The following is a 22,687-nucleotide window of genomic DNA, read 5'->3' as shown; positions in this document are numbered from 1 at the left end:
CATGTGATGTAAGCCAGGCGCTGGCGGCTTGCAGTTCAAAATTCACTTCAGAGGTTATACGCCTTATTGCCCCGACTTTTTAAGTGCCGATTTGATGAACCCTCGATCTTTTGACCTGAGAACACACAACGGCCGGCGCTGCGGGTAAACTTCGCGCTCTTTCTTAAGGAGTTCATATGAGTTACTACCAGCCGGGCATTCTCGCCACCCCCGTTCCACCTCAAGCCCGTCATATGTTCTTCGCGCTGGAATCCGTCGATGCACTGCCGGCCGCGCTCGACAAATTGGTGTCGCTGGTGGACGGGAAGTCGGCGGTGGTCGGTTTCGGTGAGTCCCTGGTCAAGGCGCTGCACATGCAGATCGACGGGCTGCGGCCGTTTCCGGCGTTGACCGGTGTCGGCGTCGACAACCCGTCGACCCAACACGCGCTGTGGTGCTGGTTGCATGGCGTCGACCGTGGTGAGCTGCTCAATCGCGCCACCGCCATCGAAGCCGCGTTGGCACCGGCCCTGCGCCTGGTGCAGATGAACGAAACCTTCCGCCACCTGACCGGCCACGACCTGACCGGCTACGAAGATGGCACCGAAAACCCGCACGACGAAGCCGCCGTGGCCGCCGCGCTGGTCGGTGAGGGCGTTGACGGTCTGGTCGGTGGCAGCTTCGCCGCGATCCAGCAGTGGCAGCATGACCTGAAGGGTTTCCACGCGATGCCGTCCGAGGAAAAGGACAACATCATGGGTCGTCGCTTGAGCGACAACGAAGAAATCGATGACGCGCCGATCTCTGCCCACGTCAAACGCACCGCCCAGGAAAGCTTCGCCCCCGAGGCGTTCGTGGTCCGTCGTTCGATGCCGTGGATTGAAGGTGAGCGCGCCGGTCTGATGTTCCTCGCGTTCGGTTTCTCCCTCGACGCTTTCGAAGCGCAGCTGCGGCGCATGAGCGGACTGGAAGATGGCATCACCGACGGTTTGTACCGCATCAGTCGCCCGATCACCGGCGGCTACTACTGGTGCCCGCCGCTGAAGGACGGTCATCTGGATATGCGCGCACTGCGCATTGGCTGATCTGTAGAAGCCCGGCTTGCTGCGGGCGGCGTTCCGACGATCAATGCAGTGCGGTGCATCAAGTACGCCGGCCATGGCCGTATCTTTCGAGCCTCAGCTGATGCAGCGCTTCATCGGTGCATGGGCTCACCGATGAAGCGCTGCATCGTGGTCAGGCTTTGCTGGCGGCGAGGTAAGCGCCCAGTCGGCGTCCCATCTCTTCACCCAAGGCTTGCAAGCCACTCAAGGGACGGACCATCACCTCGAACTCAACGATTTTTCCCTGCTCGTTGAAGCGGATCATGTCGATGCCCTTGAGCTGCTTTTCGCCGACCCTGGCGCTGAATTCCAGGATGACGTTCAAGCCGTCCGCAGTCGCCAACTCGCGGTGGTACTGGAAATCCTCAAACACGCCGAACACCGTGGTGAGAATCATCGTGACCACCGGCGCCCCCGGATAAGGCGTGTGCGCCATCGGCGAGCGGAATACCGCTTGTGGGTCCAACAATTCGGGCAAGGCCTGCAAGTCAGCCTTGTTGATCATCGCGTGCCATTGGTTCAAGGATTCTGCGGCGTTTGGATGCAGTTTGAGTTCCGACATTTTTTAACTCCTGTATTTTTGTTGTTCTGCAAGCGTCGGCGAAGACTGTACATCAAAGGACTTGAAGGGAAACCTCTCTGTGGCAAAACCCTCAAGCATTGCCCTGACCGACCGGTTAGACGTTTTCCGTCCTGGCACCCGTCGCCATGGACAAAATCGTTCTAAAAATTCAGCTTCGCGGTTCGGGAGGTGTACTACTCTTCAAGTTGTAGGTGAAGACGCAGACTGATGCGCAAGCGGATGGCAAGGACACGTGGGGCGCGTTCCGAAGGGTACACGGTTAGAAAGATCTCCGCGCTGAGATCCAGCCCTTATGCCGTGTGAAGCAGAAGAGCACAAAACTGTTCTGTGAGAGTCCTGATAAACCTTGTAAGCCGGAGACCAGCACCGGCCACCTACTCGAACCCCAAAGCCCGCCTTGTGCGGGCTTTGTCGTTTTTCCCATGTCCAGCAAACACCACAATTCCCTGTGGGAGCGAGCCTGCTCGCGATGAGGCCAGCAGCTTCAACATGGAATCTCCCACAGTTGCTCGATATCCCCTCGACCGGATCTACCGGGACACCGATATTGGCCATTTCGATCCCCTTTTGGCCGACCTCGCACTATGAACTCTCTCGTTCGTCAGCAAGAATCGAAGCGACGTAGCTGTTCCAGCACGCTCGCGAAACCAACTAGAAACCCGTTTTCCTTGCCCTTGGCAATTTTTAAGGCCTGCCGTGTACAGAACATAAAAACCAACGAGCGACATATTTGGGGAATTCATTCATGGTCATGATGAAACGCATACTGGGCGCCACTGTTTGTGGGCTGACGCTGTTGGCCAGTGCCGTGCACGCCGAACAGCGGGAATTGCGGGTGTACAACTGGGCGGACTACATCCTGCCGTCCGTGCCCAAGGACTTCGCCCAGAAAAGCGGAATCAAAGTGACCTGGGACACTTTCGACACCAACGAATCACTGGAAGCCAAGTTGCTCACCGGGAACTCGGGATACGACCTGGTAGTGCCGTCGAACCAGTTTATCGAAACCCAGATCAAGGCCGGGGTGTTCCAGAAACTGGACAAGTCCAAACTGCCGAACTGGAAGCATCAGGACCCGGCACTGCTCGCACTATTGGACAAGAACGATCCGGGCAACCAGTACGGCGTGCCCTACATGTACGGCACCGTGCTGATTGGTTTCAACCCGGCCAAGGTCAAGGCCGCGCTGGGCGAGAATGCGCCGGTGGACAGTTGGGATCTGGTGTTCAAACCGGAGAACATGGAGAAACTGAAATCCTGTGGCGTGGCCATGCTCGACTCACCTTCGGAAATCCTGCCGTTGGCGCTGCACTACCTGGGGCTGGACCCTAACAGCCAGAACCCGGACGACTACGAAAAAGCCAAGGCGTTGATGCTGAAGATTCGTCCGTACGTCACCTACTTCAACTCGGCCAAGTACATGACCGACATCGCCAACGGCGATATCTGCGTCGCCATCGGCTACTCCGGCAGCTTCTACCAGTTCGGCAATCGTGCCAAGGAAGCGGGTAACGGCGTAGTGGTTGATTGGCGCCTGCCGAAGGAAGGCGCGCCGATCTGGTTTGACACCTTTGCCATTCCCAAAAGCGCGAAGAACGTCGACGAAGCCCACGAGTTTCTTAACACCTTGCTGGACCCGAAAGTCATCGCCCCGATCAGTGATTTCCTCGGTTACCCCAACGCCAACAAAGACTCGATTGCGCTGATCAACAAAGAGATCACCGGCAACCCGAACCTGACGCCGACCAGCGAAGCGTTGAAAACCCTGTATGTAGTGCAACCGTTGCCGCAAAAGCTTGAGCGGGTGCGCACGCGGGTCTGGACCAGCATCAAGTCCGGCGAGTAACACTTCGGGCGGAGCGCGATTGGCCTGCCACCCGCGTTCCCCTGTAGGCGCCGGCTTGCCGGCTCCTACAGGGGGAGCATCCTCGTTTTGCTTAGATCCGCGCCAGCGCCTGGGCCAGGTCGGCACGCAGATCCTCGACATCCTCAACCCCCACGGACAACCGCACCAACCCATCGCCGATGCCGAGCTGCGCGCGGGTTTCCGCGGGGATGGTGGCGTGGGTCATGATCGCCGGGTGTTCGATCAGGCTTTCCACGCCGCCCAGACTCTCGGCCAGGGCGAAGATGCGCACGCTCTCGAGGAAGCGCGTGGCTCCGGCCAGATCGCTCTTCAGATCGACAGAAATCATCCCGCCGAAACCGCGCATTTGCCGCTTTGCCAGTTCATGCTGCGGGTGCGACGGCAGGCCCGGATAGTAGACGCGCGCCACTTGCGGCTGGCGCTCCAGCCACTGTGCCAGTTCCAGCGCGTTGCTGCAGTGACGCTCCATGCGCAACGCCAGGGTTTTCACGCCGCGCAAGGTCAGAAACGCGTCGAACGGTCCGGCGATCGCGCCCACCGAGTTCTGCAGGAAACCCAGGCGTTCCGCCAGTTCCGGGTTCTGCCCGACCACGGCGATGCCGCCGATCACGTCGGAGTGGCCGTTGAGGTATTTGGTGGTCGAGTGCAGCACGATGTCGAAGCCCAGCTCCAGCGGCCGCTGAATCCACGGGCTGGCGAACGTGTTGTCGGCGACGCAAATGATGCCGCGGCCGCGGCAGATACGTGCGACGGCGGCAAGGTCGGTCAGGCTCAGCAGCGGATTGCTCGGCGTCTCGACCCAGACCATTTTTGTGTCGTCCTGCAAGGACGCTTCGAAGGCCGCGAGGTCCGTCAGATCGACGAAACTGAAACGATGCCCGGCGCTGCGTTTGCGCACCTTGTCGAACAGCCGGAAGGTGCCGCCATACAGATCATTGCCGGAGACAATGTGCGAGCCGGCGTCGAGCAGTTCCAGCACCGTGGAGATCGCCGCCAGGCCGGAGGCGAACGCGAAGGCCTGGGTGCCGCTTTCAAGGTCGGCGACGCAACGTTCCAGGGCAAAGCGCGTCGGGTTATGCGAACGGCCGTAGTCGAAGCCCTTGTGCACGCCGGGGCTCTGTTGCAGGTAGGTGGAGTTGGCATAAATCGGCGGCATCAACGCGCCGGTGGTCGGGTCCGGCGCTTGCCCGGCGTGGATCACCCGAGTGGCGAAGGCGCGTGCCGCGGCGTTTTTATCGTGTTGACTCATGCAAGGGATCTCCGCAAATGATTGAGCAGGTCGACGCGGGTAATCAGACCGTGAAAGCCCGAGGCGTCGGCGATGATCGCCACCAGCCCGCGATCGAGTTCTGCCTGGAGTTCGGCCATATTGGCGCTGGCCGGCAGGGTTTGTACTTTGTCGGTCATGGCGCTGGACACGGTCAAGCGGAAGTGTGATGGGTCTTCCTGCATGCCCAGCAGAATGTCGGATTCGTCGATCACGCCGACCAGTTTCTTGCCGTCCACCAGCACCGGCAATTGCGACACATCCGCCAGGCGCATGCGCTGGAACGCCGTCAGCAACGTGTCGTCGGGGCCGACGCTGATCACCCGGCCATCCTCGAAACGGCGTGCAATCACGTCGCGCAGATCGCCATAAGGTTTACGCTTGAGCAAGCCCTGATCGTTCATCCACTGGTCGTTGTAGACCTTCGACAGGTAGCGGGTGCCGGTGTCGCAGACGAAGCTGACCACGCGCTTCGGCGTGGTTTGTTCGCGGCAATAGCGCAGTGCCGCCGCCAGCAAGGTGCCGGTCGAAGAGCCGCCGAGAATGCCTTCTGCGCGCAGCAGTTGGCGGGCGTGGTCGAAGCTTTCTTCGTCGCTGATCGAATAGGCGTGGCGCACGCTGGAGAGGTCGGCAATCGAGGGGATGAAGTCTTCGCCGATGCCTTCCACCGCCCACGAACCGGGCGTCTGCATGGTGCCGCTGCGGCTGTATTCGGCCATCACCGAACCGATGGGATCGGCCAGCACCATTTCCAGATTGGGTTGTACGCGTTTGAAGAAACGGGTCAGTCCGGTCAGCGTGCCGGCCGAACCGACACCCACGACAATCGCATCCACGTCATGCTGGGTTTGCGCCCAGATCTCCGGCGCGGTGCTGCATTCATGGGCGAGCGGGTTGGCCGGGTTGTTGAACTGGTCGGCGAAGAATGCGTCGGGAATCTCCAGCGCCAGCCGTGCCGCGACGTCCTGGTAATAATCGGGATGGCCCTTGCCGACGTCGGAGCGGGTGATGTGCACCTCGGCGCCCATGGCCTTGAGGTGGAGGACTTTCTCGGTGGACATCTTGTCCGGCACCACCAAGACCACCCGATAGCCCTTGGCGCGGCCGACCAGGGCCAGGCCGAGGCCGGTGTTGCCAGCGGTGGCCTCGACGATGGTGCCGCCAGACTTGAGCCGGCCGTCGCGCTCGGCTTCGTCGATCATCGCCAGGCCGATGCGGTCCTTGATCGAGCCGCCGGGGTTCTGTGATTCAAGCTTCAGAAACAGTGTGCACGGTCCCGTGTCAAAGCGGCTGACGCGCACCAGCGGCGTATTGCCGATCAGTTCAAGCACGGCAGGGCGGGAATCGTTCGGCATGTTGTCACCTCTTTGCGAAAAATCGCAGGGGAAGGACGGCAACTGGCGGCACGTCCTCGCGCGACCGTTGCCAACAATGCATCGCTTGGACCATAGGCCGCGATTGCCTCACTCGCAACCTTGTGCGGCCAGCCGGTCGCGAACGAAGGGGCGAACACCGGGCGATTGATGTGCATGAGGGCGATGCGATTGATGAGAAGGCGTTGAAGGCGCTCATTCGTGCGGCGGTGGTGCTCAACACTTCCAAGTGACCGGGCCCGTTTGTATCCCTACGTATCCTCCGCGCCCACAGCGATCTTCGCTTACAAATCCATGGTGTCCGCGACACGTACGGGATACACGGCGGCCGCCTAATGAGGGCACCACAACGGTATAACCGGAGAAGCGCCATGTTCCGCATCAATGCTCGTCACACCGTCAAAATGCTCGGTGTCGCTGTTGTCACCACTGCCGCGCTCGCCGCGTTGTCCGGCGTGTCTCAAGCCGAGGAAGTGAAGGCCCCTGCAAAAAGCTGGCAGACAGGGATTCATCGCACCGACCTCCTGAAAAAGGATCTCGACGTCGACGGTCGCGAAGTGATTCAGGTACGGGTTGATATCGATCCGGGCGTCTCGTCGCCCAACCACTCCCATCCAGGCGTGGAAGTGGCTTATGTCATCGACGGTACGTTCGAATATCAACTGGAAGGGCAACCCCCGGTCACGCTGAAGACCGGTGATTCGCTGTACATTCCGGCTGGCGTTGCGCATATCGCGAAGAACGTCGGCACGAAAACCGGTTCGGAACTGGCGACGTACATCGTGAAGAAAGGCGAGCCGCTGGTGGTGATCAAACAGTAAGTCAAAGCCGCCGAAAATCCCTTGTAGGAGCCAGCAAGCCAGCCCCTACAAGGATTTCAGCGTTCGGCGGGCTAGCACAACACCCAGTGCAACAACGATCAGCCCCAGCGCTACCGCGAAGGTGATCTGCATCCCGTGGGCCACGGCTTCGGGCTGCGCGGTGGTGATGTCGGCTGCCTGCGAGGCGATTGCGAACACGGCACCCAACGCCGAAGCCCCGGTGATCAATCCCAGATTTCGTGACAGATTGAGCATGCCCGAGACAACACCGCGCTGGTCTGGCGCAACATCGGTCATGACCGTGGTGTTGTTGGCCGTCTGGAAGACCGCATAGCCGAGGGTGATCACGACCATCGGCGCGACGTAGCCGCCGATGCCAAAGGTCTGCGGCAACACCGATAATGTGAAGCAACCGATGGCCATGGCGATCAGCCCGGCAACAGTCATCCGTGGTGCGCCGAAACGGTCGGCGATCCGGCCAGCAGGCACACCTGTCAGGGCCGCGACACAGGGCCCGACCGCGAGCACTATTCCCACCACAACCGCTTTCAACCCCAGCCCGTGGGCCAGATAAAACGGCCCGATCACCAGCGTTGCCATCATCACCGTCGCGACCAGCGTACTCATGGCCAGGCTTGCGCTCAGCACCGGGTTGCGAAACATTGCCAGTCGAATCAGCGGCGAGGCGACTCGCGTCTCGACGAACGCAAAGAGCCCCACGCCGACCCCCGCCGCCAACAGCAAACCCATATTGAACAGCCCGAAATGGCCGCGTCCGAGGGTCATGGCCAGCGCATACGCCGCCAACGTCAGCGCCAACACCAGCGTGCCCCACGCGTCGAAACGGGTGCTCCCGGTGGTTGGTTTCTGGCGGTCGGCGGGCAGATAAAGATGCGCAAGCAGCAACGTCATCAGGCCCAAGGGCACGGTGACCAGGAAGAGCGCCCGCCAGCCGAAACCGGCAATCAGCAAACCGCCGAGCGACGGTCCCAGCGCGGTGCCAATCGCCGACATCGTCCCGAGCAAACCCATGGCGCTGCCGGTTTTGTTCTTCGCTACCGTTTCGCCCACGAAGGCCATGGTCAGCGCCATCATGATCGCCGCGCCGAGACCTTGCAGCGCTCGGGCGCCAATCAATATCCCCAGGGTCGGTGCCCAGGCGCACAGCGCCGAGGCCAGCGTAAACACGCCAATGCCCGCGAGCAACAGACGCCGGCGACCGATAAGGTCACCGAGCCGGCCCACGCTGACGATCAGCGTGGTAATCGCCAGCAGATAGGCGATGACGACCCACTGTACGTCCTGAAACGTCGCACCGAACACCTGGGCCAGCGTCGGCAAACCGACGTTGGCGACACTGGTGCCGAGCGAGGACAGCAGCATCGACAGCGAAAGGCTGACCAGCGCCCAGCGTACGGCGGGTGTCTGTGTTGCGTTGTCCACGATGGCGATAGTCGGCTTCATGCTGTCCCTCTGGTAACTGGCCACTCCCGAAGTGGAGCTATCAGAAATCTACGCCGGCGCCTAACATGGCGGAAGGCGCACGGGTTGCACTGTACTCGTGCGTTGAACGCCATCTCACCCGGCCATGGGGCAATGCATGTCGACTCCCGATTTCAATTTGCTGATCACCCTTGACGTGCTGCTCGCCGAAGGCAGCGTGGCGCGTGCCGCCAAACGCTTGCGGCTGAGCCCGTCGGCGATGAGTCGGGCGTTGGCGCGGTTGCGCGAAACCACGGGCGACCCGCTGCTGGTCAGGGCCGGGCGCGGACTGGTGGCCACGCCGCGGGCGCTGGAATTGCGCGAGCAGGTCAGCCAGTTGGTGCAGGATGTCGAAGCGGTGCTGCGCCCGGCGCAACAGCCTGACCTGAAGCAGTTGATCCGCACGTTCACGTTGCGTACGAGCGAGGGTTTTGTGGAGAACTTTGGCGCGCCGCTCATCGCACGCGTCGCCGAGCAAGCGCCGGGCGTGCTGCTGCGCTTCGTGCACAAGCCTGACAAGGACAGCACGTCGCTGCGTGATGGCACCGTCGATCTGGAAACCGGAGTGGTGGGGAAGGCCGCCGGGCCTGAGCTACGGACGCAGGGCTTGTTTCGCGACCGCTTCATCGGCGTAGTGCGCAGTGGGCACCCCCTGAGTCAGGGTGAAATCACCCCGCAACGTTTTGCGGCGGGCGGTCACATCAGCGTCTCGCGGCGAGGGTTCGACAAGGGGGCTGTCGATGAAGCATTGGCGGCGCTGCAACTGCAACGGCAGGTCGTGACCATCGTCGGCGGTTTCTCGACGGCGTTGGCGCTCGCCCGTACAACCGACCTGATCGCCACTGTTCCTGAGCGCCATACCGAAAACCTGCGGGCAGGCCTGCACAGTTTTGCGCTGCCAGTTGCCTTGCCGGCGTTCACTGTCGCGATGCTCTGGCATCCACGACTGGATGCCGATCCGGTGCATCGCTGGTTACGCGGTTGTGTTCGTGAGGTTTGTGCGCAATAGCGCGTTCTTCAAATAGAAAATTGACTCAAGTGGCTCTGATGAGGAAGCCATGTGTTCCCAATGCTGCCTGAACCTCCCTCAGGCAGAAGTGCCGGTCGATGCACTGTATGGCAGCACTCATAAAGTGAACGAACGGGAGGCGTGTTGGGCCAGTTCGGCATCCAGCAGATGTTCGGCCAGCACATCATTCAAAAAGCGGAACTGATCGTTGAGACCGACCACTTCGTTACTGAAGTGGTTAGCAGCGGCCGGCATCAGCAGCGCCTCGAAATTCTTGTCGAACACCAGCGACAGCACTTTGCGCGAGACGACCTGCTGCGAGTAGTAGTTGTTGCCGAACACCGGAAAGCTCACGGCAAGGGTGACGGTGTGGATCATGATGTGCGCTCCTCGGTCAGGACGTACCACGAAAAAACGGTCAGCGTGAGGGCTGTCAGGGCCAGGCAGGTCAGCAGATGGATCAACATGATTTGCCCCTCCGGTTCGGGGTTGTGTGTCGGGTTGAGGTTGATCCTACGCTGACGGATTTTGAGCGGAAGGCATTCGCGGCGATGGTGAATATCGACGCAAGTGATGGTCGGGGTTTTGCGGTGTTACTGATGACCCCATCGCGAGCAGGCTCGCTCCCACAGGGGAATACATTCCAAATGTCGGAGCGAGCCTGCTCGCGATGAGGCCCTTGAGACACCATCAACCTCAGACCACGCCCCCACCGCCGCCTATACTCAAATCAGGGTGCTTTAACCCCCGAATATCCTGTTCGGGGGAAGACTGTAGGACATGCGATCTTGAACCTGCGTTCGCTGATCGTCGCCGTGCTATTGGTGTTGGCGGGATGCGTCACGCCTGCGCGTGCCCCGGCGCCAGCGCCGCCGGTGATCATTTCCCAGAGCACCTGGCAGCAGGTGGACCGGGACATCGTCGCGGCGTCCCAGTCCGCTACCGAACAGGCGAAAATCTACTCGCGCGGCGCCATGGATTACTGGCGAACCCGGGTCTATCAATTGACCGAAGAAAACTTCATTCCCTGGTTCAGTAGTTACTGGACCCAGGAATGGCTGTCGATGAAGGTCAGCTGGTACTCCCTCAGTGCCAAGAACGAGCAGGATGCTTCGTCCAAGCGCCTGGCGGCCTATCTGCTGGAGCAATACCAGAAACGCGTGCTGGCCCCGGTCGCCGTCGAGATTGATCCCGACCAGATCCTCGGCCTGGCCACGGCGTTCTACGTGGACATTCTTCAGGAAGAGCTGCAGAAAATCTCCCAGCGCCACGGCGTACCCATGGCGCAACTCAACGGCCGTATCCAGAAAATCCCGGCCATCGCCCTGGGACCGCCGCCCGCGCGGGACGCTTCGCTGTATCAGATCGTGCACACCCAGCCGCTCAATACCCTGCCGGCGTACGCGGCGCTGATCGACAAGATCCACAAGGCTGGCGGTGACAAGGGCGTTGATTCCACCGACACGGCCATGGCGCCGGTGGCCAAGCGCGCCAGCCAACGCATGGAAGCCGAAATGGCCCCGCGCGGTGCCGCCAGCGTGGTATCCGCAGCGGCGGGCAAACTTGCCGGCGGCTTGATTACGCTGGGCGTAGCGGGGATTCGCGCATTGATTCAGGCCAGCGACCGGCCGGACAGTGAGGCGCTGATCCGCAGCAGTCTGGGCAACACGTTCGACAAGGCCTGGATAAAACTGGTGCAGAACCCGACCACCGGTGTGATGGCGGGGACGTTGTACATGGCAGGACAGATCGAGGGCAATCTGGCGGGGAGTGCCGAAATACCGTCGGTCAGTTCGGGCGGCGGCGCTGTCGATTGGAGCCCGCCCGAACCGACTAACCCGCAGATCGATCCTCTACCCCCAGCAGGAGAATGACCATGTCTTACGTCGATGGCTGTGTCTTTGCGGTGCCCAGCGCCAACCGCGAAAAATTCAAGCAACACGCCGAATCTGCCGCCGTGATTTTCAAGGAGAACGGCGCCCTGAGCATTGTCGAATGCTGGGGCGATGACGTGCCTGACGGCAAAGTGACCTCGTTTCCGCTGGCGGTGAAACTCAAAGATGACGAAACCGTGGTGTTTTCCTGGATCGTCTGGCCGGACAAGCCCACCCGCGATGCAGGCATGCAGAAAATGATGGCCGACCCGCGCATGCAGCAGGACGTCAATCCGATGCCGTTTGATGGTCAGCGAATGATCTTCGGCGGTTTCAACATCCTCCTGCAGGCGTGACACGTGAGGGGATCACTCCGATGCCGGGGTGATCCTGCAACTTTTTCGATTGCGGATCTCGCTGTCCGTCGGTCGCTCTTTGACAAACTCGAAACGCGGTTCACCTTCGCTATAGTGAACCAGCCAGCCCCATTCCAGCTCTGACTCATCCTGACCCGGTTGCGGTGGCATGGCCCACCATGGCTCTTTGCTGATGATCTCTCGCATGGCCCCGTCCCGTTTATTCGGTGGGTTCAACTATAACGTGCATGTCAGGAGGTGCCAGGCGTGAGCGACGAAACCCCGGAGCCGGTCAAGCGGCTGTTTTTCGCATTGGCTTGCCCGCCCGAGCAGCGCAAGGCAATTGCCCAATGGCGCAGCGCGCTGGCACTGCGCATTGGGCGCCCGGTGCCGGCGGAAAATTTCCATCTGACGTTGCTGTTTTTGGGCGCTGTGGAGGTGGCGCAGATTGCCGAGATCTGCGCGGCGGCAGCAAAGGTTCGCGTGTCGGGTATCGCGTTGCGGGTGGCACTGGATCGGCTGGATGTCTGGCGCAGGGCCGGGGCGTTGGTGCTCGCGACGGAGCAGGCGCCGCCGGAATTGCTGCGGCTGGTGTATGCGCTGGAGCAGGCGATGTTGCCGTTCGGGTTCGAAGACGCCCCCAAGGAATTCAGGCCGCATCTGACGTTGATGCGTGACTATCGGGCGCCGGTGCCTGAATCGGCGACGCCGCCGGAGTTTTTTCTGCGGGCAGACCGATTTGTCTTGTTTGAATCCCACAAGGGTCACTATCGGGCGCTGGCCGAATGGCCGCTCGTCCCCGCATAAAAAAAGGCGCCCGAGGAGGGCGCCCGAATTCACCTGAACCGAGGAAGCCAGGTGAGGCCGTTCGTCAGAGAGGAGTGCAGCGGTGGTAAGGCGCTGCGTGAACGGAAACAGTTGAGTTTTGTGTTGGCAGTGATGGCCTCATCGCGGGCAAGCCCGCTCCCACAGGGATTCGCGTCGTACCATGAATCGGTATTCCACTACCGACCACTGTGGGAACGGGCTTGCCCGCGATGGCCATTTCAAATACCACGAATATATCGAGGGAATTACTTCCCGAGCTTCACCCGCGTCCAGCCGCGCGTCATCACCCGCTGAACCCCAATCGGCATGTCCGGAATCGCATACAACGTCTCCATCACGGCCAAAGGCGGATACGACCCCGGATCATTGCGAATTGCTTCATCCACCAACGGCGTCGCCGCCGCGTTGGCGTTGCTGTAGCCGATGTTGTTGGTGATCTCGGCGATGATGTCCGCACGCATCAGGAAGTTCATGAACAGGTAGGCGTTTTCGACGTTCGCCGCATCCCGGGGGATCGCGACCATGTCGTAGAAACTGCCGGCGCCTTCTTTCGGAATGCTGTAATCGATCCTCACCTTGTCGCCCGCTTCCTGCGCGCGAGCCTTGGCTTGCAGCACATCACCGGAGTAACCGACCGCCACGCAAATGTTGCCGTTGGCCAGGTCGGAGATGTACTTCGACGAATGGAAGTACGCCACCGATGGCCGGATCTTCATGAACAGCGCTTCTGCTTCGGCGATCTGCGCCTTGTCCTGCGAGTTCACCGGGTAGCCCAGGTAGTGCAGGGCGGCGGGCAGCATCTCGGTCGGCGAATCGAGGAAACTGATGCCACAGGCTTTCAGCTTCTCGGCGTTTTCCGGTTTGAACAGCAGATCCCACGAGTTGGTCGGCGCATTGGCACCCAGCACTTCCTTGACCTTGGCCGGGTTGAAGCCGATGCCAATCGAGCCCCACATGTAGGGGAAGGCGTGACTGTTACCGGGGTCGCTGGCCGAAGCGTTTTTCAGCAACACCGGGTTGAGGTTTTTCCAGTTCGACAGCTTCGATTTGTCCAGCTCCTGATAGACGCCCGCCTTGATCTGCTTGGCCAGGAAGCTGTTGGACGGCACGACAATGTCGTAGCCGGATTTGCCCGCGAGCAGGCGTGCTTCAAGGGTTTCATTGCTGTCGAACACATCGTAGGTCACGCGGATGCCGGTCTCGTCTTCGAACTTCTTGACGGTGTCCGGGGCGATGTAATCCGACCAGTTGTAGACGCGCAGTACCTTGTCATTGGCCTGGGCAACTGTGGCGATCGCGCCCAATAAGGACAGTGTCAGCAGAGTCCTGCCAAACATTTTCATCGGTACAACTCCATTCTTTTTATTCAGTACGCAAAGCTGTGAAACGCGACGGCACTAGGCCGTCGCTTCTACCATTTGCTTTTTCGGTTGTTGCCAGGATTCGCTGGCGGTCTGGTCCATCGCTTCCTGGATCGCCCGTTTGCGGGAGGCTTCGGCGCGACGGCTGAAGTACCAGACCATAAAGGTCACGATCGAAACGGCGAGCAGAATCAAGCTGGCCACGGCGTTGATCTCGGGTTTTACACCCAGACGCACCGCCGAAAACACTTCCATCGGCAGGGTCGTGGAACCCGGGCCGGACACGAAGCTCGCCAACACCAAATCGTCGAGCGACAGGGCAAACGACATCATGCCGCCGGCCGCCAGTGACGGCGCGATCATGGGGATGGTGATCAGGAAAAACACCTTGAACGGCTTCGCCCCGAGGTCCATGGCGGCTTCTTCGATGGACAGGTCCAGCTCGCGCAAGCGCGCCGACACCACCACCGCCACATACGCCGCACAGAATGTTGTGTGGGCGATCCAGATGGTGACGATGCCGCGTTCCTGTGGCCAGCCGATCAGTTGCGCCATGGCCACGAACAGCAGCAACAGCGACAGACCGGTGATCACTTCCGGCATCACCAACGGCGCGGTGACCAGGCCACCAAACAACGTCCTGCCCTTGAAGCGCGTCACGCGAGTCAGCACAAACGCCGCCAACGTCCCCAGTGCCACTGCGGCAATCGCGGTGTAGCAGGCGATTTCCAGTGAGCGCACCACCGAGCCCATCAGTTGGGTGTTGTCGAGCAGGCCGGCGTACCACTTGAACGACCAGCCACCCCATACCGTCACCAGTTTCGAGGCGTTGAACGAGTAGATCACCAGAATCAGCATCGGCAGGTAGATAAACGACAGGCCGAACACCAGCATGAACTTTGAAAAACCGAAACGTTTCATCCCCGTGCCTCCATCTCTTTGGCCTGGCTGCGGTTGAACAGCAGAATCGGCACAATCAGGATCAACAGCATCACCACCGCCAGGGCAGACGCCACCGGCCAGTCGCGGTTGTTGAAGAACTCTTGCCACAGCACACGGCCGATCATCAGGGTTTCCGGGCCGCCCAACAGTTCCGGAATCACGAACTCACCGACCACCGGAATGAACACCAGCATGCAGCCGGCGATGATCCCGTTCTTGGCCAGCGGCACGGTGATTTTCCAGAAGTTGTTGAAGTTGCTCGAACCCAAATCCGAACCCGCTTCCAGCAAGCTCTGATCGTGCTTGACCAGGTTGGCGTACAACGGCAACACCATGAACGGCAGGTAGGCGTAAACCACCCCGATATACACGGCGATGTTGGTGTTGAGGATCTCGATCGGGTGATCGGTCAGCCCGGTCCACATCAAAAACGCGTTGAGCAAACCGTTGTTGCTCAGGATGCCCATCCACGCGTAAACGCGGATCAGGATCGCCGTCCAGGTCGGCATCATGATCAACAGCAGCAAGACGTTCTGCGCTTCCTTGCTCGCCTTGGTGATCGCGTAGGCCATCGGGAAGCCGAGCACCAGACACATCAGCGTGCTGAAAAATGCGACCTTCAACGAACCGAAGTAAGCCGAGATGTACAACTCATCCTCGGTCAGCAGCAGGTAGTTGCCGACATTGAGGAACACCTGGAGTTTCTGTTCGGCGAAGGTGTAGATCTCGGAGTAGGGGGGAATGGCCAGCGCCGCTTCCGAGAAGCTGATCTTCATCACCAGGAAGAACGGCAACAGGAAAAACAGGCACAGCCACAGGAACGGAATCCCGATGACGAGCTTTCGACCACTCGGCATCAGCCGCATGAACTGCTGATTGAGTGTTTTCATGAGCGCAGTACCACGCCGCTGTCGTCTTCCCACCACACGTAGACCTTGTCGTCCCAGGTCGGACGCGCGCCACGGCGTTCGGCGTTGGCCATGAACGACTGCACGACTTTGCCGCCAGGCAATTCAACGTAGAACACCGAGTGACCACCGAGGTAGGCGATGTCATGCACCTTGCCCTCGGACCAGTTGTAACGGGACTCGGGTTGGGTGGTGCTGACCAGCAGTTTTTCCGGGCGGATCGCGTAAGTGATCGACTTGTCCTCCACCGAAGTGCTGACACCGTGACCGACGTAGATCTTCTGCTGCAGATCCTTGCTGTGAATGATCGCGTGACCTTCAAGGTCTTCCACAACGGTGCCTTCGAAGGCGTTCACGTTGCCGATGAATTCGCAGACCATGCGGCTGACCGGGGCTTCGTAAATGTCCACCGGGCTGCCGATCTGGGCGATCCAGCCCAAGTGCATGATCGCAATGCGCTGGGCCATGGTCATGGCCTCTTCCTGGTCGTGGGTCACCATCACGCAGGTCACGCCAACGCGCTCGATGATTTCCACCAGCTCAAGCTGCATCTGCGAGCGCAGTTTTTTATCCAGTGCGCCCATCGGTTCGTCGAGCAGCAACAGCTTCGGTCGTTTGGCCAGGGAGCGGGCGAGGGCCACGCGCTGACGCTGACCGCCGGACAACTGATGGGGTTTGCGTTTGGCGTATTGAGTCATGTGCACCAGGCGCAGCATCTCTTCCACGCGGGCGTCGATTTCGCTGGTGGGCAAACGGTCCTGCTTGAGGCCGAAGGCAATGTTTTGCGCCACGGTCATGTGCGGGAACAAGGCGTACGACTGGAACATCATGTTGATCGGCCGTTCGTACGGCGGCATGTCGGTGATGTCCACGCCATCGAGCAGAATCCGCCCTTCGGTCGGGCGCTCGAAGCCGGCGAGCATGCGCAGCAGCGTCGATTTGCCGGAACCGGAGCCGCCGAGCAGGGCGAAGATTTCGCCTTGATGAATCTCAAGCGAAACATCGTCCACTGCGGTGGTTTCGTCGAATTTCTTGGTGACGCGGTCGACTTTCACCAGCACCTTTTTTGGTGCCTGGTGACCTTCAAGAGCCTTCCTGTAAATGCTGGAGGCGTTTGCCATGTGAAACTCCCAACAGGTTTCAGTCGTCGGGCCAACGCGGCCTGACTTAAGAGTGGATTGCTAGCCCGGAGCGGGCGATACCAGTGAATCCAGCAGTGGTCACCTGTGGGAGCTAGCCCGCTAGCGATGGCGGTGTGTCAGTCGACATCAATGTGACTGGGCCGCCCTCATCGCTAGCAGGCTAGCTCCCACAGGGGGTATTGCGTTTGCTTCACTGGTATCGCCCGACCCGGGCTTATTCGGCGCCGCCGTCCTGGCTGCCTGGGTCGTACTTGTTGTTATTACAGTGTGTTGTTGTCGTGAGGGACGGACGCGCAAAGGCACGCCCGCCTGACTCGCGGGGGCAGTAAATTGGTTTTTCGGGTTTCAGGTCAGCGGGTTTTACGCAGCGCGGCCCGTCGCCGGCATGCATCGCCGAACGCCTGGAAAATACTCAAGTAGGGCGGGTTCGACAGCACCTGCCATTCCGGGTGCCATTGCACGCCGACGGCGAAGGTCGGGCTGTGGTTCACCGAAATCGCTTCGATCAGACCGTCCGGCGCAATCGCTTCGGCGCGCAGGCCTGGCGCGAGGCGGTCGATGCCCTGGCTGTGAATCGAATTGACCATGAACTCGGTCGGCAGCTCCAGCGCTTCAAACACGCCACCCGGTTGCACCGTTACCGCGTGCGCCGGGGCGTATTGCACCGCCAGCTCGGGGCTGTCCGCTTCCCGGTGATCGAGCATGCCCGGCCGTTCATGCACCTTCTGGTGCAGGCTGCCGCCGAACGCCACGTTCATTTCCTGGAAGCCGCGGCAGATGCCGAGCACCGGTACGCCCGCCGCAATGGCCGCACGCAATAAAGGAAGGGTTGTGGCGTCCCGCGCCGGATCGTGATCCGTGCCGGCAGCGCTGGCCGGGCCTTGATAGTGGAAGGGCTCCACATTCGACGGCGAGCCGGTCAGCAACAGACCGTCGAGATGCGCGAGCACATCCTCGATGTCGGTCAGTTCAGCCAAGGAAGGAATAATGACGGGCAGCCCCAGGGCCGCGACGCTGACAGCACGCAAGTACTTGTCGCCGCTGACGTGGTAGGGGTGCAAGCCAATCTGTTTGACGCACGCTGTAACGCCGATCAATGGCTTGAATGCCATTTTTATCACCTCGAAGTTTCACACTTGAACGAGCTTTTCCGGAGCTTAGCCTTGTTGATTTTAATTAACAACTCTCATGTAAAAAATTCTAAACGCCGAACGTCCGATCTTCAGGATTTACAGGGCGCTCAAGGCTGATCTGGCACTCTAGTGCCTATAAAAGGCCTGAAAATAAAGGACGAGAGGCTGAGTGTTCGCTATTGACTTCACTTTGCCGTTCGGGTTGACTGGGCTCGCAACAAGGTAGTGAACATAATAATTAACAGCTAATAGGTGCATCATGTCGGTCCCTCTGCGTGCCGTTCAACTCAACGAAGCAAACGCATTCCTTAAGAAATATCCTGAGGTTTTGTACGTCGACCTTCTGATTGCGGATATGAACGGTGTGGTGCGCGGCAAGCGCATCGAGCGCACCAGTCTTCATAAGGTTTACGAAAAAGGCATCAACCTGCCGGCGTCTCTGTTTGCCCTGGACATCAACGGCTCCACGGTGGAAAGCACCGGCCTGGGTCTGGACATCGGCGACTCTGACCGGATCTGCTTCCCCATCCCTGGCACCCTGAGCATCGAGCCGTGGCAGAAGCGCCCCACCGCGCAGTTGCTGATGACCATGCACGAACTGGAAGGCGAGGCGTTTTTCGCTGACCCGCGTGAAGTGCTGGCCAACGTTGTGCGCAAGTTTGACGAACTGGGCCTGACCATCTGCGCCGCGTTCGAACTGGAGTTTTACCTGATCGACCAGGACAACGTGAACGGTCGTCCGCAGTCGCCGCGTTCGCCGGTCTCGGGCAAGCGTCCGGTGTCGACTCAGGTGTACCTGATCGACGACCTCGACGAATACGTTGATTGCCTGCAAGACATCCTAGAAGGCGCGAAAGAGCAGGGCATTCCTGCCGATGCCATCGTCAAGGAAAGCGCCCCGGCGCAATTCGAAGTGAACCTGCATCACGTCAACGACCCGATCAAGGCCTGCGACTACGCGGTGTTGCTCAAGCGTCTGGTGAAGAACATCGCCTACGACCACGAGATGGACACCACGTTTATGGCCAAGCCATATCCGGGCCAGGCGGGCAACGGTTTGCACGTGCACATTTCGATTCTCGACAAAGAAGGCAACAACATCTTTGCCAGCGAGGATCCCGAGCAGAACGCCGCGCTGCGACACGCGATCGGCGGTGTGCTCGAGACCCTGCCGGCGCAGATGGCGTTCCTCTGCCCGAACGTCAACTCGTACCGCCGTTTCGGCGCGCAGTTCTACGTGCCGAACTCGCCGAGCTGGGGCATCGACAACCGTACTGTTGCAGTCCGTGTGCCGACCGGTTCAGCGGACTCGGTGCGCATCGAACACCGTGTTGCCGGTGCCGATGCCAACCCGTACTTGCTGATGGCCTCGGTGCTGGCCGGTATCCACCACGGCCTGACCAACCAGATCGAACCGGGCGCCCCGGTGGAAGGCAACAGCTACGAGCAGAACGAGCAAAGCCTGCCGAACAACCTGCGCGATGCCCTGCGCGAATTGGACGACAGTGAAGTCATGGCCAAATACATCGACCCGCTGTACATCGACGTGTTCGTGGCGTGCAAGGAAAGCGAGTTGGCCGAGTTCGAGAACTCCATCTCGGACCTTGAGTACAACTGGTACCTGCACACTGTCTGACGGAATTGGCGGCGTACATAAAAAGTGTGTACGCCGCCAACCCTGTGGGAGCTGGCAAGCCAGCTCCCACAGGGACCGCGTTTCAATTTTTTTGATTGGGCGGGCATCCCCCCCCACGATCACTCAATTTCCTGCGTCGAGTCACAACAATGACAAACACTCGCAGCGACTGGGAACAACGCTTCCAGTCCCTAACCATCGAAAGCCGCGCCTTCATTGACGGCCAGTACCGCACAGCACTCAGCGGTGACACCTTCGAATGCATCAGCCCGGTCGATGGCCGCTTCCTGGCCAACGTCGCCAGCACCGACGAAGCCGACGCGAACGAGGCCGTGGCTGTCGCACGCCGCACCTTCGATTCCGGTATCTGGGCCAACCTCGCCCCGGCTGAACGCAAGCGCATCCTGATCCGCTTCGCCGACCTGATCCTGGCCAACCGGGAAGAACTCGCCCTGCTCGAAACCCTCGACATGGGCAAGCCAATCAACGATTCGATGAACATCGACATCCCGGCGACCGCCAACGCGATCCGCTGGACCGCCGAAGCCATCGACAAGATCTACGACGAAGTCGCCGCCACGCCGCACGATCAACTCGGCCTTATCACCCGCGAACCTGCCGGTGTGGTCGCCGCCATCGTGCCGTGGAACTTCCCGCTGATCATGGCCAGCTGGAAGTTCGCCCCGGCCCTCGCGGCGGGTAACTCGTTCATCTTGAAGCCTTCGGAAAAGTCGCCGCTCACCGCGATCCGCGTCGCTCAGTTGGCGCTGGAAGCGGGCATCCCGAAAGGCGTGTTCAACGTGCTGCCGGGCTACGGTCACACCGTCGGCAAGGCGCTGGCGTTGCACATGGACGTCGACGTGCTGGCCTTCACCGGTTCGACCGCGATTGCCAAGCAGCTGCTGATCTACGCCGGCCAAAGCAACATGAAACGCGTCTGGCTCGAAGCAGGGGGGAAGAGCCCGAACGTGGTGTTCGCCGACGCGCCGGATTTGCGCGCGGCAGCACAGGCAGCGGCGAGCGGGATTGCCTTCAACCAGGGCGAAGTCTGCACCGCCGGTTCGCGCTTGCTGGTCGAGCGTTCGATTCGCGAGCAGTTCATTCCTCTACTGGTGGAAGCGCTGCAGGCCTGGAAACCAGGGCACGCGCTGGACCCGCAAACCACCGTCGGCGCGGTCGTCGATCAGCGTCAACTGGACAACGTGCTGCGCTACATCCAGGTCGGCAAGGACCAGGGCGCGCAACTGATCGCGGGCGGCAGCCGCACCCTCGAAGCCACTGGCGGTCTGTACGTGGAACCGGCGATTTTCGACGGTGTGACCAACGCCATGACCATCGCCCGTGAAGAAATTTTCGGCCCGGTGCTCTCGCTGATCACCTTCGACACCGCTGAAGAAGCCTTGGCCATCGCCAACGACAGCATCTTCGGGCTGGCCGCTGGCGTGTGGACCAGCAATCTGAGCAAGGCCCACACCTTCGCCCGCGGCTTGCGCGCCGGCAGCGTCTGGGTCAACCAGTACGACGGCGGCGACATGACCGCGCCGTTCGGCGGGTACAAGCAGTCGGGTAATGGTCGGGACAAATCGCTGCATGCGTTCGACAAATACACCGAACTCAAAGCGACCTGGATCAAGCTCTAATACTTCTACAACGGCGGTCGCCGGCGAGTGTCAGCGGCCATCGGAGAAACCTATGAAACACAGCTCTGTTGAACAAAAGCATGTAAACAGCTACTACGCCGCCACCCGCAACTTCACCGGCGACTTTCCGGTGCTGGAACACGCGGTGGATTGCGACGTCTGCATCATCGGTGCCGGCTACACCGGTTTGTCCTCGGCGCTGTTCCTTGCCGAAGCGGGCTACAGCGTCACCGTGCTCGAAGCCGCCAAAGTCGGTTTCGGCGCCAGCGGACGCAACGGCGGTCAACTGGTCAACTCCTACAGCCGCGACGTCGACGTCATTGAAGAACGCTACGGCGACAAGACCGCTGAAGTCCTCGGCAGCATGATCTTCGAAGGCGCCGATATCATCCGTCAGCGCATACAACACTACGACATCCAGTGCGACTACAAGCCGGGCGGCATCTTCGCCGCGCTGAACAAAAAACAACTCAAAGGCCTGGCCGAGCAGAAAAGCAGCTGGGAACGTTACGGCAATAAAAACCTGAAAATGCTCGACGCGGCGGACATCAAGCGCGAAGTCGGTTGCGACAACTACGTCGGCGGCCTGCTCGACATGCAGGGCGGCCACATCCACCCGCTGAACCTGGCCCTCGGCGAAGCCTCGGCCATCATCGGCCTGGGCGGCAAAATCTACGAGCAATCGGCGGCGGTGGAAATCACCTACGGCGAACCGATCACCGTGCGCACGGCCAAAGGCGTGGTGAAGGCCAAGTACCTGCTGATCGCCGGTAACGCCTACTTGCCACAGGGTCTCGACAACCGCGTGACCAGCAAGAGCATGCCGTGCGGTTCGCAAATCGTCGTCACTGAACCGTTGTCGGAGAAGGTGGCGCGCAGCCTGATCAAAAACAACTACTGCGTCGAAGACTGCAACTACCTGCTCGACTACTACCGCCTCACCGCCGACAACCGCCTGTTGTACGGCGGCGGTGTGGTCTATGGCGCCCGTGAACCGGACGACATCGAGCAACTGATCAAACCGAAAATCCTCAAGACCTTCCCGCAACTGAAGGACGTGAAGATCGATTACCGCTGGACCGGCAACTTCCTGCTGACCATGTCGCGCATGCCGCAATTTGGCCGCATCGAGAAAAACGCCTACTACATGCAAGGCTACAGCGGCCACGGCGTCACCTGCTCGCACCTGGCCGGCAAACTGATCTCGGAAATGATCCGCGGCGACGCTGAACGCTTCGATGCCTTCGCATCCTTGCCGCACATGCCCATGATCGGCGGCCGCACCTTCCAGGCCCCACTCACCGCCATGGGCGCCGCGTACTACGCGCTGCGCGATCGGTTCGGCATCTAAGCCGAACGCAATCGGCGGCCATCCAATTGGCC

At 60.4% G+C, this 22,687-nt stretch carries 21 protein-coding genes and 1 pseudogene; 11 read left to right on the top strand and 11 right to left on the bottom strand.

Going from position 1 to position 22,687, the window contains the following annotated elements:
- Nucleotides 1–176: 176 nt before the first annotated feature.
- Entirely contained in the window at nt 177–1,064 is an 888-nt protein-coding gene (locus Q7W83_RS10770) for a Dyp-type peroxidase (protein ID WP_473655997.1), read from the top strand.
- Nucleotides 1,065–1,215: 151 nt separating this feature from the next.
- Here the strand turns inward: Q7W83_RS10770 and Q7W83_RS10765 are convergent, their stop codons facing one another.
- Complete coding sequence (locus Q7W83_RS10765; RefSeq protein WP_150633868.1) at nt 1,216–1,644, bottom strand: nuclear transport factor 2 family protein; 429 nt, start codon at nt 1,642–1,644, stop codon at nt 1,216–1,218.
- Between the two features lie 766 nt (nt 1,645–2,410).
- On the opposite strand from Q7W83_RS10765, the gene Q7W83_RS10760 reads away from it, so the two are divergent.
- The gene (locus tag Q7W83_RS10760; RefSeq protein WP_150633867.1) at nt 2,411–3,511 is read left to right on the top strand and encodes a polyamine ABC transporter substrate-binding protein; all 1,101 of its coding nucleotides are present in this window, start codon (nt 2,411–2,413) and stop codon (nt 3,509–3,511) included.
- A 91-nt stretch (nt 3,512–3,602) separates the two neighbouring features.
- On the opposite strand, the gene Q7W83_RS10755 is transcribed toward Q7W83_RS10760, so the two are convergent.
- Both Q7W83_RS10755 and Q7W83_RS10750 read right to left on the bottom strand, forming a co-directional pair.
- On the bottom strand, nt 3,603–4,781 hold the full coding sequence (locus tag Q7W83_RS10755) for a cystathionine gamma-synthase (protein WP_473655996.1): 1,179 nt from the start codon (nt 4,779–4,781) through the stop codon (nt 3,603–3,605).
- Complete coding sequence (locus Q7W83_RS10750; RefSeq protein WP_150633865.1) at nt 4,778–6,154, bottom strand: pyridoxal-phosphate dependent enzyme; 1,377 nt, start codon at nt 6,152–6,154, stop codon at nt 4,778–4,780. The genes Q7W83_RS10755 and Q7W83_RS10750 overlap by 4 nt, the downstream gene beginning before the upstream one ends.
- Nucleotides 6,155–6,312: 158 nt before the next feature.
- On the opposite strand from Q7W83_RS10750, the pseudogene Q7W83_RS10745 reads away from it, so the two are divergent.
- Together Q7W83_RS10745 and Q7W83_RS10740 are read left to right on the top strand one after the other, a co-directional pair.
- A pseudogene (locus tag Q7W83_RS10745) lies at nt 6,313–6,405 on the top strand (DUF1801 domain-containing protein); the annotation flags it as partial.
- 138 nt (nt 6,406–6,543) lie between these two features.
- Nucleotides 6,544–6,993, top strand: a complete 450-nt coding sequence (locus tag Q7W83_RS10740) for a cupin domain-containing protein (protein ID WP_150633864.1) — start codon at nt 6,544–6,546, stop codon at nt 6,991–6,993.
- A gap of 45 nt (nt 6,994–7,038) precedes the next feature.
- On the opposite strand, the gene Q7W83_RS10735 is transcribed toward Q7W83_RS10740, so the two are convergent.
- Nucleotides 7,039–8,457: an MFS transporter gene (locus Q7W83_RS10735; protein ID WP_150639482.1), complete on the bottom strand. Its 1,419-nt coding sequence runs from the start codon at nt 8,455–8,457 to the stop codon at nt 7,039–7,041.
- Between the two features lie 136 nt (nt 8,458–8,593).
- On the opposite strand from Q7W83_RS10735, the gene Q7W83_RS10730 reads away from it, so the two are divergent.
- The gene (locus Q7W83_RS10730) at nt 8,594–9,484 is read left to right on the top strand and encodes a LysR family transcriptional regulator (RefSeq protein WP_473655995.1); all 891 of its coding nucleotides are present in this window, start codon (nt 8,594–8,596) and stop codon (nt 9,482–9,484) included.
- 117 nt (nt 9,485–9,601) lie between these two features.
- Here the strand turns inward: Q7W83_RS10730 and Q7W83_RS10725 are convergent, their stop codons facing one another.
- Nucleotides 9,602–9,862 (bottom strand): hypothetical protein, encoded by a 261-nt coding sequence (locus tag Q7W83_RS10725; RefSeq protein WP_473655994.1) that lies wholly within the window; start codon nt 9,860–9,862, stop codon nt 9,602–9,604.
- A gap of 410 nt (nt 9,863–10,272) precedes the next feature.
- Here Q7W83_RS10725 and Q7W83_RS10720 point away from each other — a divergent pair, with 410 nt between their 5' ends.
- A complete protein-coding gene (locus tag Q7W83_RS10720; RefSeq protein ID WP_150639479.1) occupies nt 10,273–11,358 on the top strand; it encodes a hypothetical protein in 1,086 nt (361 codons plus the stop codon).
- A 2-nt stretch (nt 11,359–11,360) separates the two neighbouring features.
- Nucleotides 11,361–11,714, top strand: a complete 354-nt coding sequence (locus tag Q7W83_RS10715) for a DUF1428 domain-containing protein (protein WP_150633859.1) — start codon at nt 11,361–11,363, stop codon at nt 11,712–11,714.
- A 12-nt stretch (nt 11,715–11,726) separates the two neighbouring features.
- Here Q7W83_RS10715 and Q7W83_RS10710 read toward each other — a convergent pair whose 3' ends face one another.
- On the bottom strand, nt 11,727–11,921 hold the full coding sequence (locus tag Q7W83_RS10710; RefSeq protein WP_150633858.1) for a hypothetical protein: 195 nt from the start codon (nt 11,919–11,921) through the stop codon (nt 11,727–11,729).
- Nucleotides 11,922–11,981: 60 nt separating this feature from the next.
- Between Q7W83_RS10710 and thpR the strand changes: the two genes are divergently transcribed.
- Complete coding sequence (gene thpR / locus Q7W83_RS10705) at nt 11,982–12,521, top strand: RNA 2',3'-cyclic phosphodiesterase (protein ID WP_473655993.1); 540 nt, start codon at nt 11,982–11,984, stop codon at nt 12,519–12,521.
- Between the two features lie 266 nt (nt 12,522–12,787).
- Here the strand turns inward: thpR and Q7W83_RS10700 are convergent, their stop codons facing one another.
- From Q7W83_RS10700 to Q7W83_RS10680, 5 genes are all read right to left on the bottom strand, one after another.
- The gene (locus Q7W83_RS10700) at nt 12,788–13,885 is read right to left on the bottom strand and encodes a polyamine ABC transporter substrate-binding protein (RefSeq protein ID WP_473655992.1); all 1,098 of its coding nucleotides are present in this window, start codon (nt 13,883–13,885) and stop codon (nt 12,788–12,790) included.
- Between the two features lie 54 nt (nt 13,886–13,939).
- Entirely contained in the window at nt 13,940–14,824 is an 885-nt protein-coding gene (locus Q7W83_RS10695; RefSeq protein ID WP_473655991.1) for an ABC transporter permease subunit, read from the bottom strand.
- Nucleotides 14,821–15,702 (bottom strand): ABC transporter permease subunit, encoded by an 882-nt coding sequence (locus Q7W83_RS10690; protein WP_191630120.1) that lies wholly within the window; start codon nt 15,700–15,702, stop codon nt 14,821–14,823. The genes Q7W83_RS10695 and Q7W83_RS10690 overlap by 4 nt, the downstream gene beginning before the upstream one ends.
- Before the next feature lie 29 nt (nt 15,703–15,731).
- Entirely contained in the window at nt 15,732–16,874 is a 1,143-nt protein-coding gene (gene potA, locus Q7W83_RS10685) for a polyamine ABC transporter ATP-binding protein (protein ID WP_150639475.1), read from the bottom strand.
- A gap of 371 nt (nt 16,875–17,245) precedes the next feature.
- Complete coding sequence (locus Q7W83_RS10680; RefSeq protein WP_473655990.1) at nt 17,246–18,007, bottom strand: gamma-glutamyl-gamma-aminobutyrate hydrolase family protein; 762 nt, start codon at nt 18,005–18,007, stop codon at nt 17,246–17,248.
- 280 nt (nt 18,008–18,287) lie between these two features.
- On the opposite strand from Q7W83_RS10680, the gene Q7W83_RS10675 reads away from it, so the two are divergent.
- The 3 genes from Q7W83_RS10675 (at nt 18,288) to Q7W83_RS10665 (ending at nt 22,655) form a co-directional block, all read left to right on the top strand.
- Entirely contained in the window at nt 18,288–19,664 is a 1,377-nt protein-coding gene (locus Q7W83_RS10675) for a glutamine synthetase family protein (protein ID WP_150633851.1), read from the top strand.
- 149 nt (nt 19,665–19,813) lie between these two features.
- Nucleotides 19,814–21,304 (top strand): aldehyde dehydrogenase, encoded by a 1,491-nt coding sequence (locus Q7W83_RS10670; protein WP_150633850.1) that lies wholly within the window; start codon nt 19,814–19,816, stop codon nt 21,302–21,304.
- Between the two features lie 52 nt (nt 21,305–21,356).
- Entirely contained in the window at nt 21,357–22,655 is a 1,299-nt protein-coding gene (locus tag Q7W83_RS10665; RefSeq protein ID WP_458377303.1) for an NAD(P)/FAD-dependent oxidoreductase, read from the top strand.
- The last annotated feature ends 32 nt before the right edge of the window (nt 22,656–22,687 follow it).

It is taken from the genome of Pseudomonas sp. 300 (assembly GCF_055803035.1).
This window is presented reverse-complemented; position numbering and strand designations above follow the sequence as displayed.

Bases quoted from the DNA above. Each gene is read 5' to 3' on its own strand.
- Q7W83_RS10770 (WP_473655997.1), top strand. From the start codon at position 177: ATGAGTTACTACCAGCCGGGCATTCTCGCCACCCCCGTTCCACCTCAA.
- Q7W83_RS10765 (WP_150633868.1), bottom strand. From the start codon at position 1,644: ATGTCGGAACTCAAACTGCATCCAAACGCCGCAGAATCCTTGAACCAA.
- Q7W83_RS10760 (WP_150633867.1), top strand. From the start codon at position 2,411: ATGGTCATGATGAAACGCATACTGGGCGCCACTGTTTGTGGGCTGACG.
- Q7W83_RS10755 (WP_473655996.1), bottom strand. From the start codon at position 4,781: ATGAGTCAACACGATAAAAACGCCGCGGCACGCGCCTTCGCCACTCGG.
- Q7W83_RS10750 (WP_150633865.1), bottom strand. From the start codon at position 6,154: ATGCCGAACGATTCCCGCCCTGCCGTGCTTGAACTGATCGGCAATACG.
- Q7W83_RS10740 (WP_150633864.1), top strand. From the start codon at position 6,544: ATGTTCCGCATCAATGCTCGTCACACCGTCAAAATGCTCGGTGTCGCT.
- Q7W83_RS10735 (WP_150639482.1), bottom strand. From the start codon at position 8,457: ATGAAGCCGACTATCGCCATCGTGGACAACGCAACACAGACACCCGCC.
- Q7W83_RS10730 (WP_473655995.1), top strand. From the start codon at position 8,594: ATGTCGACTCCCGATTTCAATTTGCTGATCACCCTTGACGTGCTGCTC.
- Q7W83_RS10725 (WP_473655994.1), bottom strand. From the start codon at position 9,862: ATGATCCACACCGTCACCCTTGCCGTGAGCTTTCCGGTGTTCGGCAAC.
- Q7W83_RS10715 (WP_150633859.1), top strand. From the start codon at position 11,361: ATGTCTTACGTCGATGGCTGTGTCTTTGCGGTGCCCAGCGCCAACCGC.
- Q7W83_RS10710 (WP_150633858.1), bottom strand. From the start codon at position 11,921: ATGCGAGAGATCATCAGCAAAGAGCCATGGTGGGCCATGCCACCGCAA.
- Q7W83_RS10700 (WP_473655992.1), bottom strand. From the start codon at position 13,885: ATGAAAATGTTTGGCAGGACTCTGCTGACACTGTCCTTATTGGGCGCG.
- Q7W83_RS10695 (WP_473655991.1), bottom strand. From the start codon at position 14,824: ATGAAACGTTTCGGTTTTTCAAAGTTCATGCTGGTGTTCGGCCTGTCG.
- Q7W83_RS10690 (WP_191630120.1), bottom strand. From the start codon at position 15,702: ATGCCGAGTGGTCGAAAGCTCGTCATCGGGATTCCGTTCCTGTGGCTG.
- potA (WP_150639475.1), bottom strand. From the start codon at position 16,874: ATGGCAAACGCCTCCAGCATTTACAGGAAGGCTCTTGAAGGTCACCAG.
- Q7W83_RS10680 (WP_473655990.1), bottom strand. From the start codon at position 18,007: ATGGCATTCAAGCCATTGATCGGCGTTACAGCGTGCGTCAAACAGATT.
- Q7W83_RS10675 (WP_150633851.1), top strand. From the start codon at position 18,288: ATGTCGGTCCCTCTGCGTGCCGTTCAACTCAACGAAGCAAACGCATTC.
- Q7W83_RS10670 (WP_150633850.1), top strand. From the start codon at position 19,814: ATGACAAACACTCGCAGCGACTGGGAACAACGCTTCCAGTCCCTAACC.
- Q7W83_RS10665 (WP_458377303.1), top strand. From the start codon at position 21,357: ATGAAACACAGCTCTGTTGAACAAAAGCATGTAAACAGCTACTACGCC.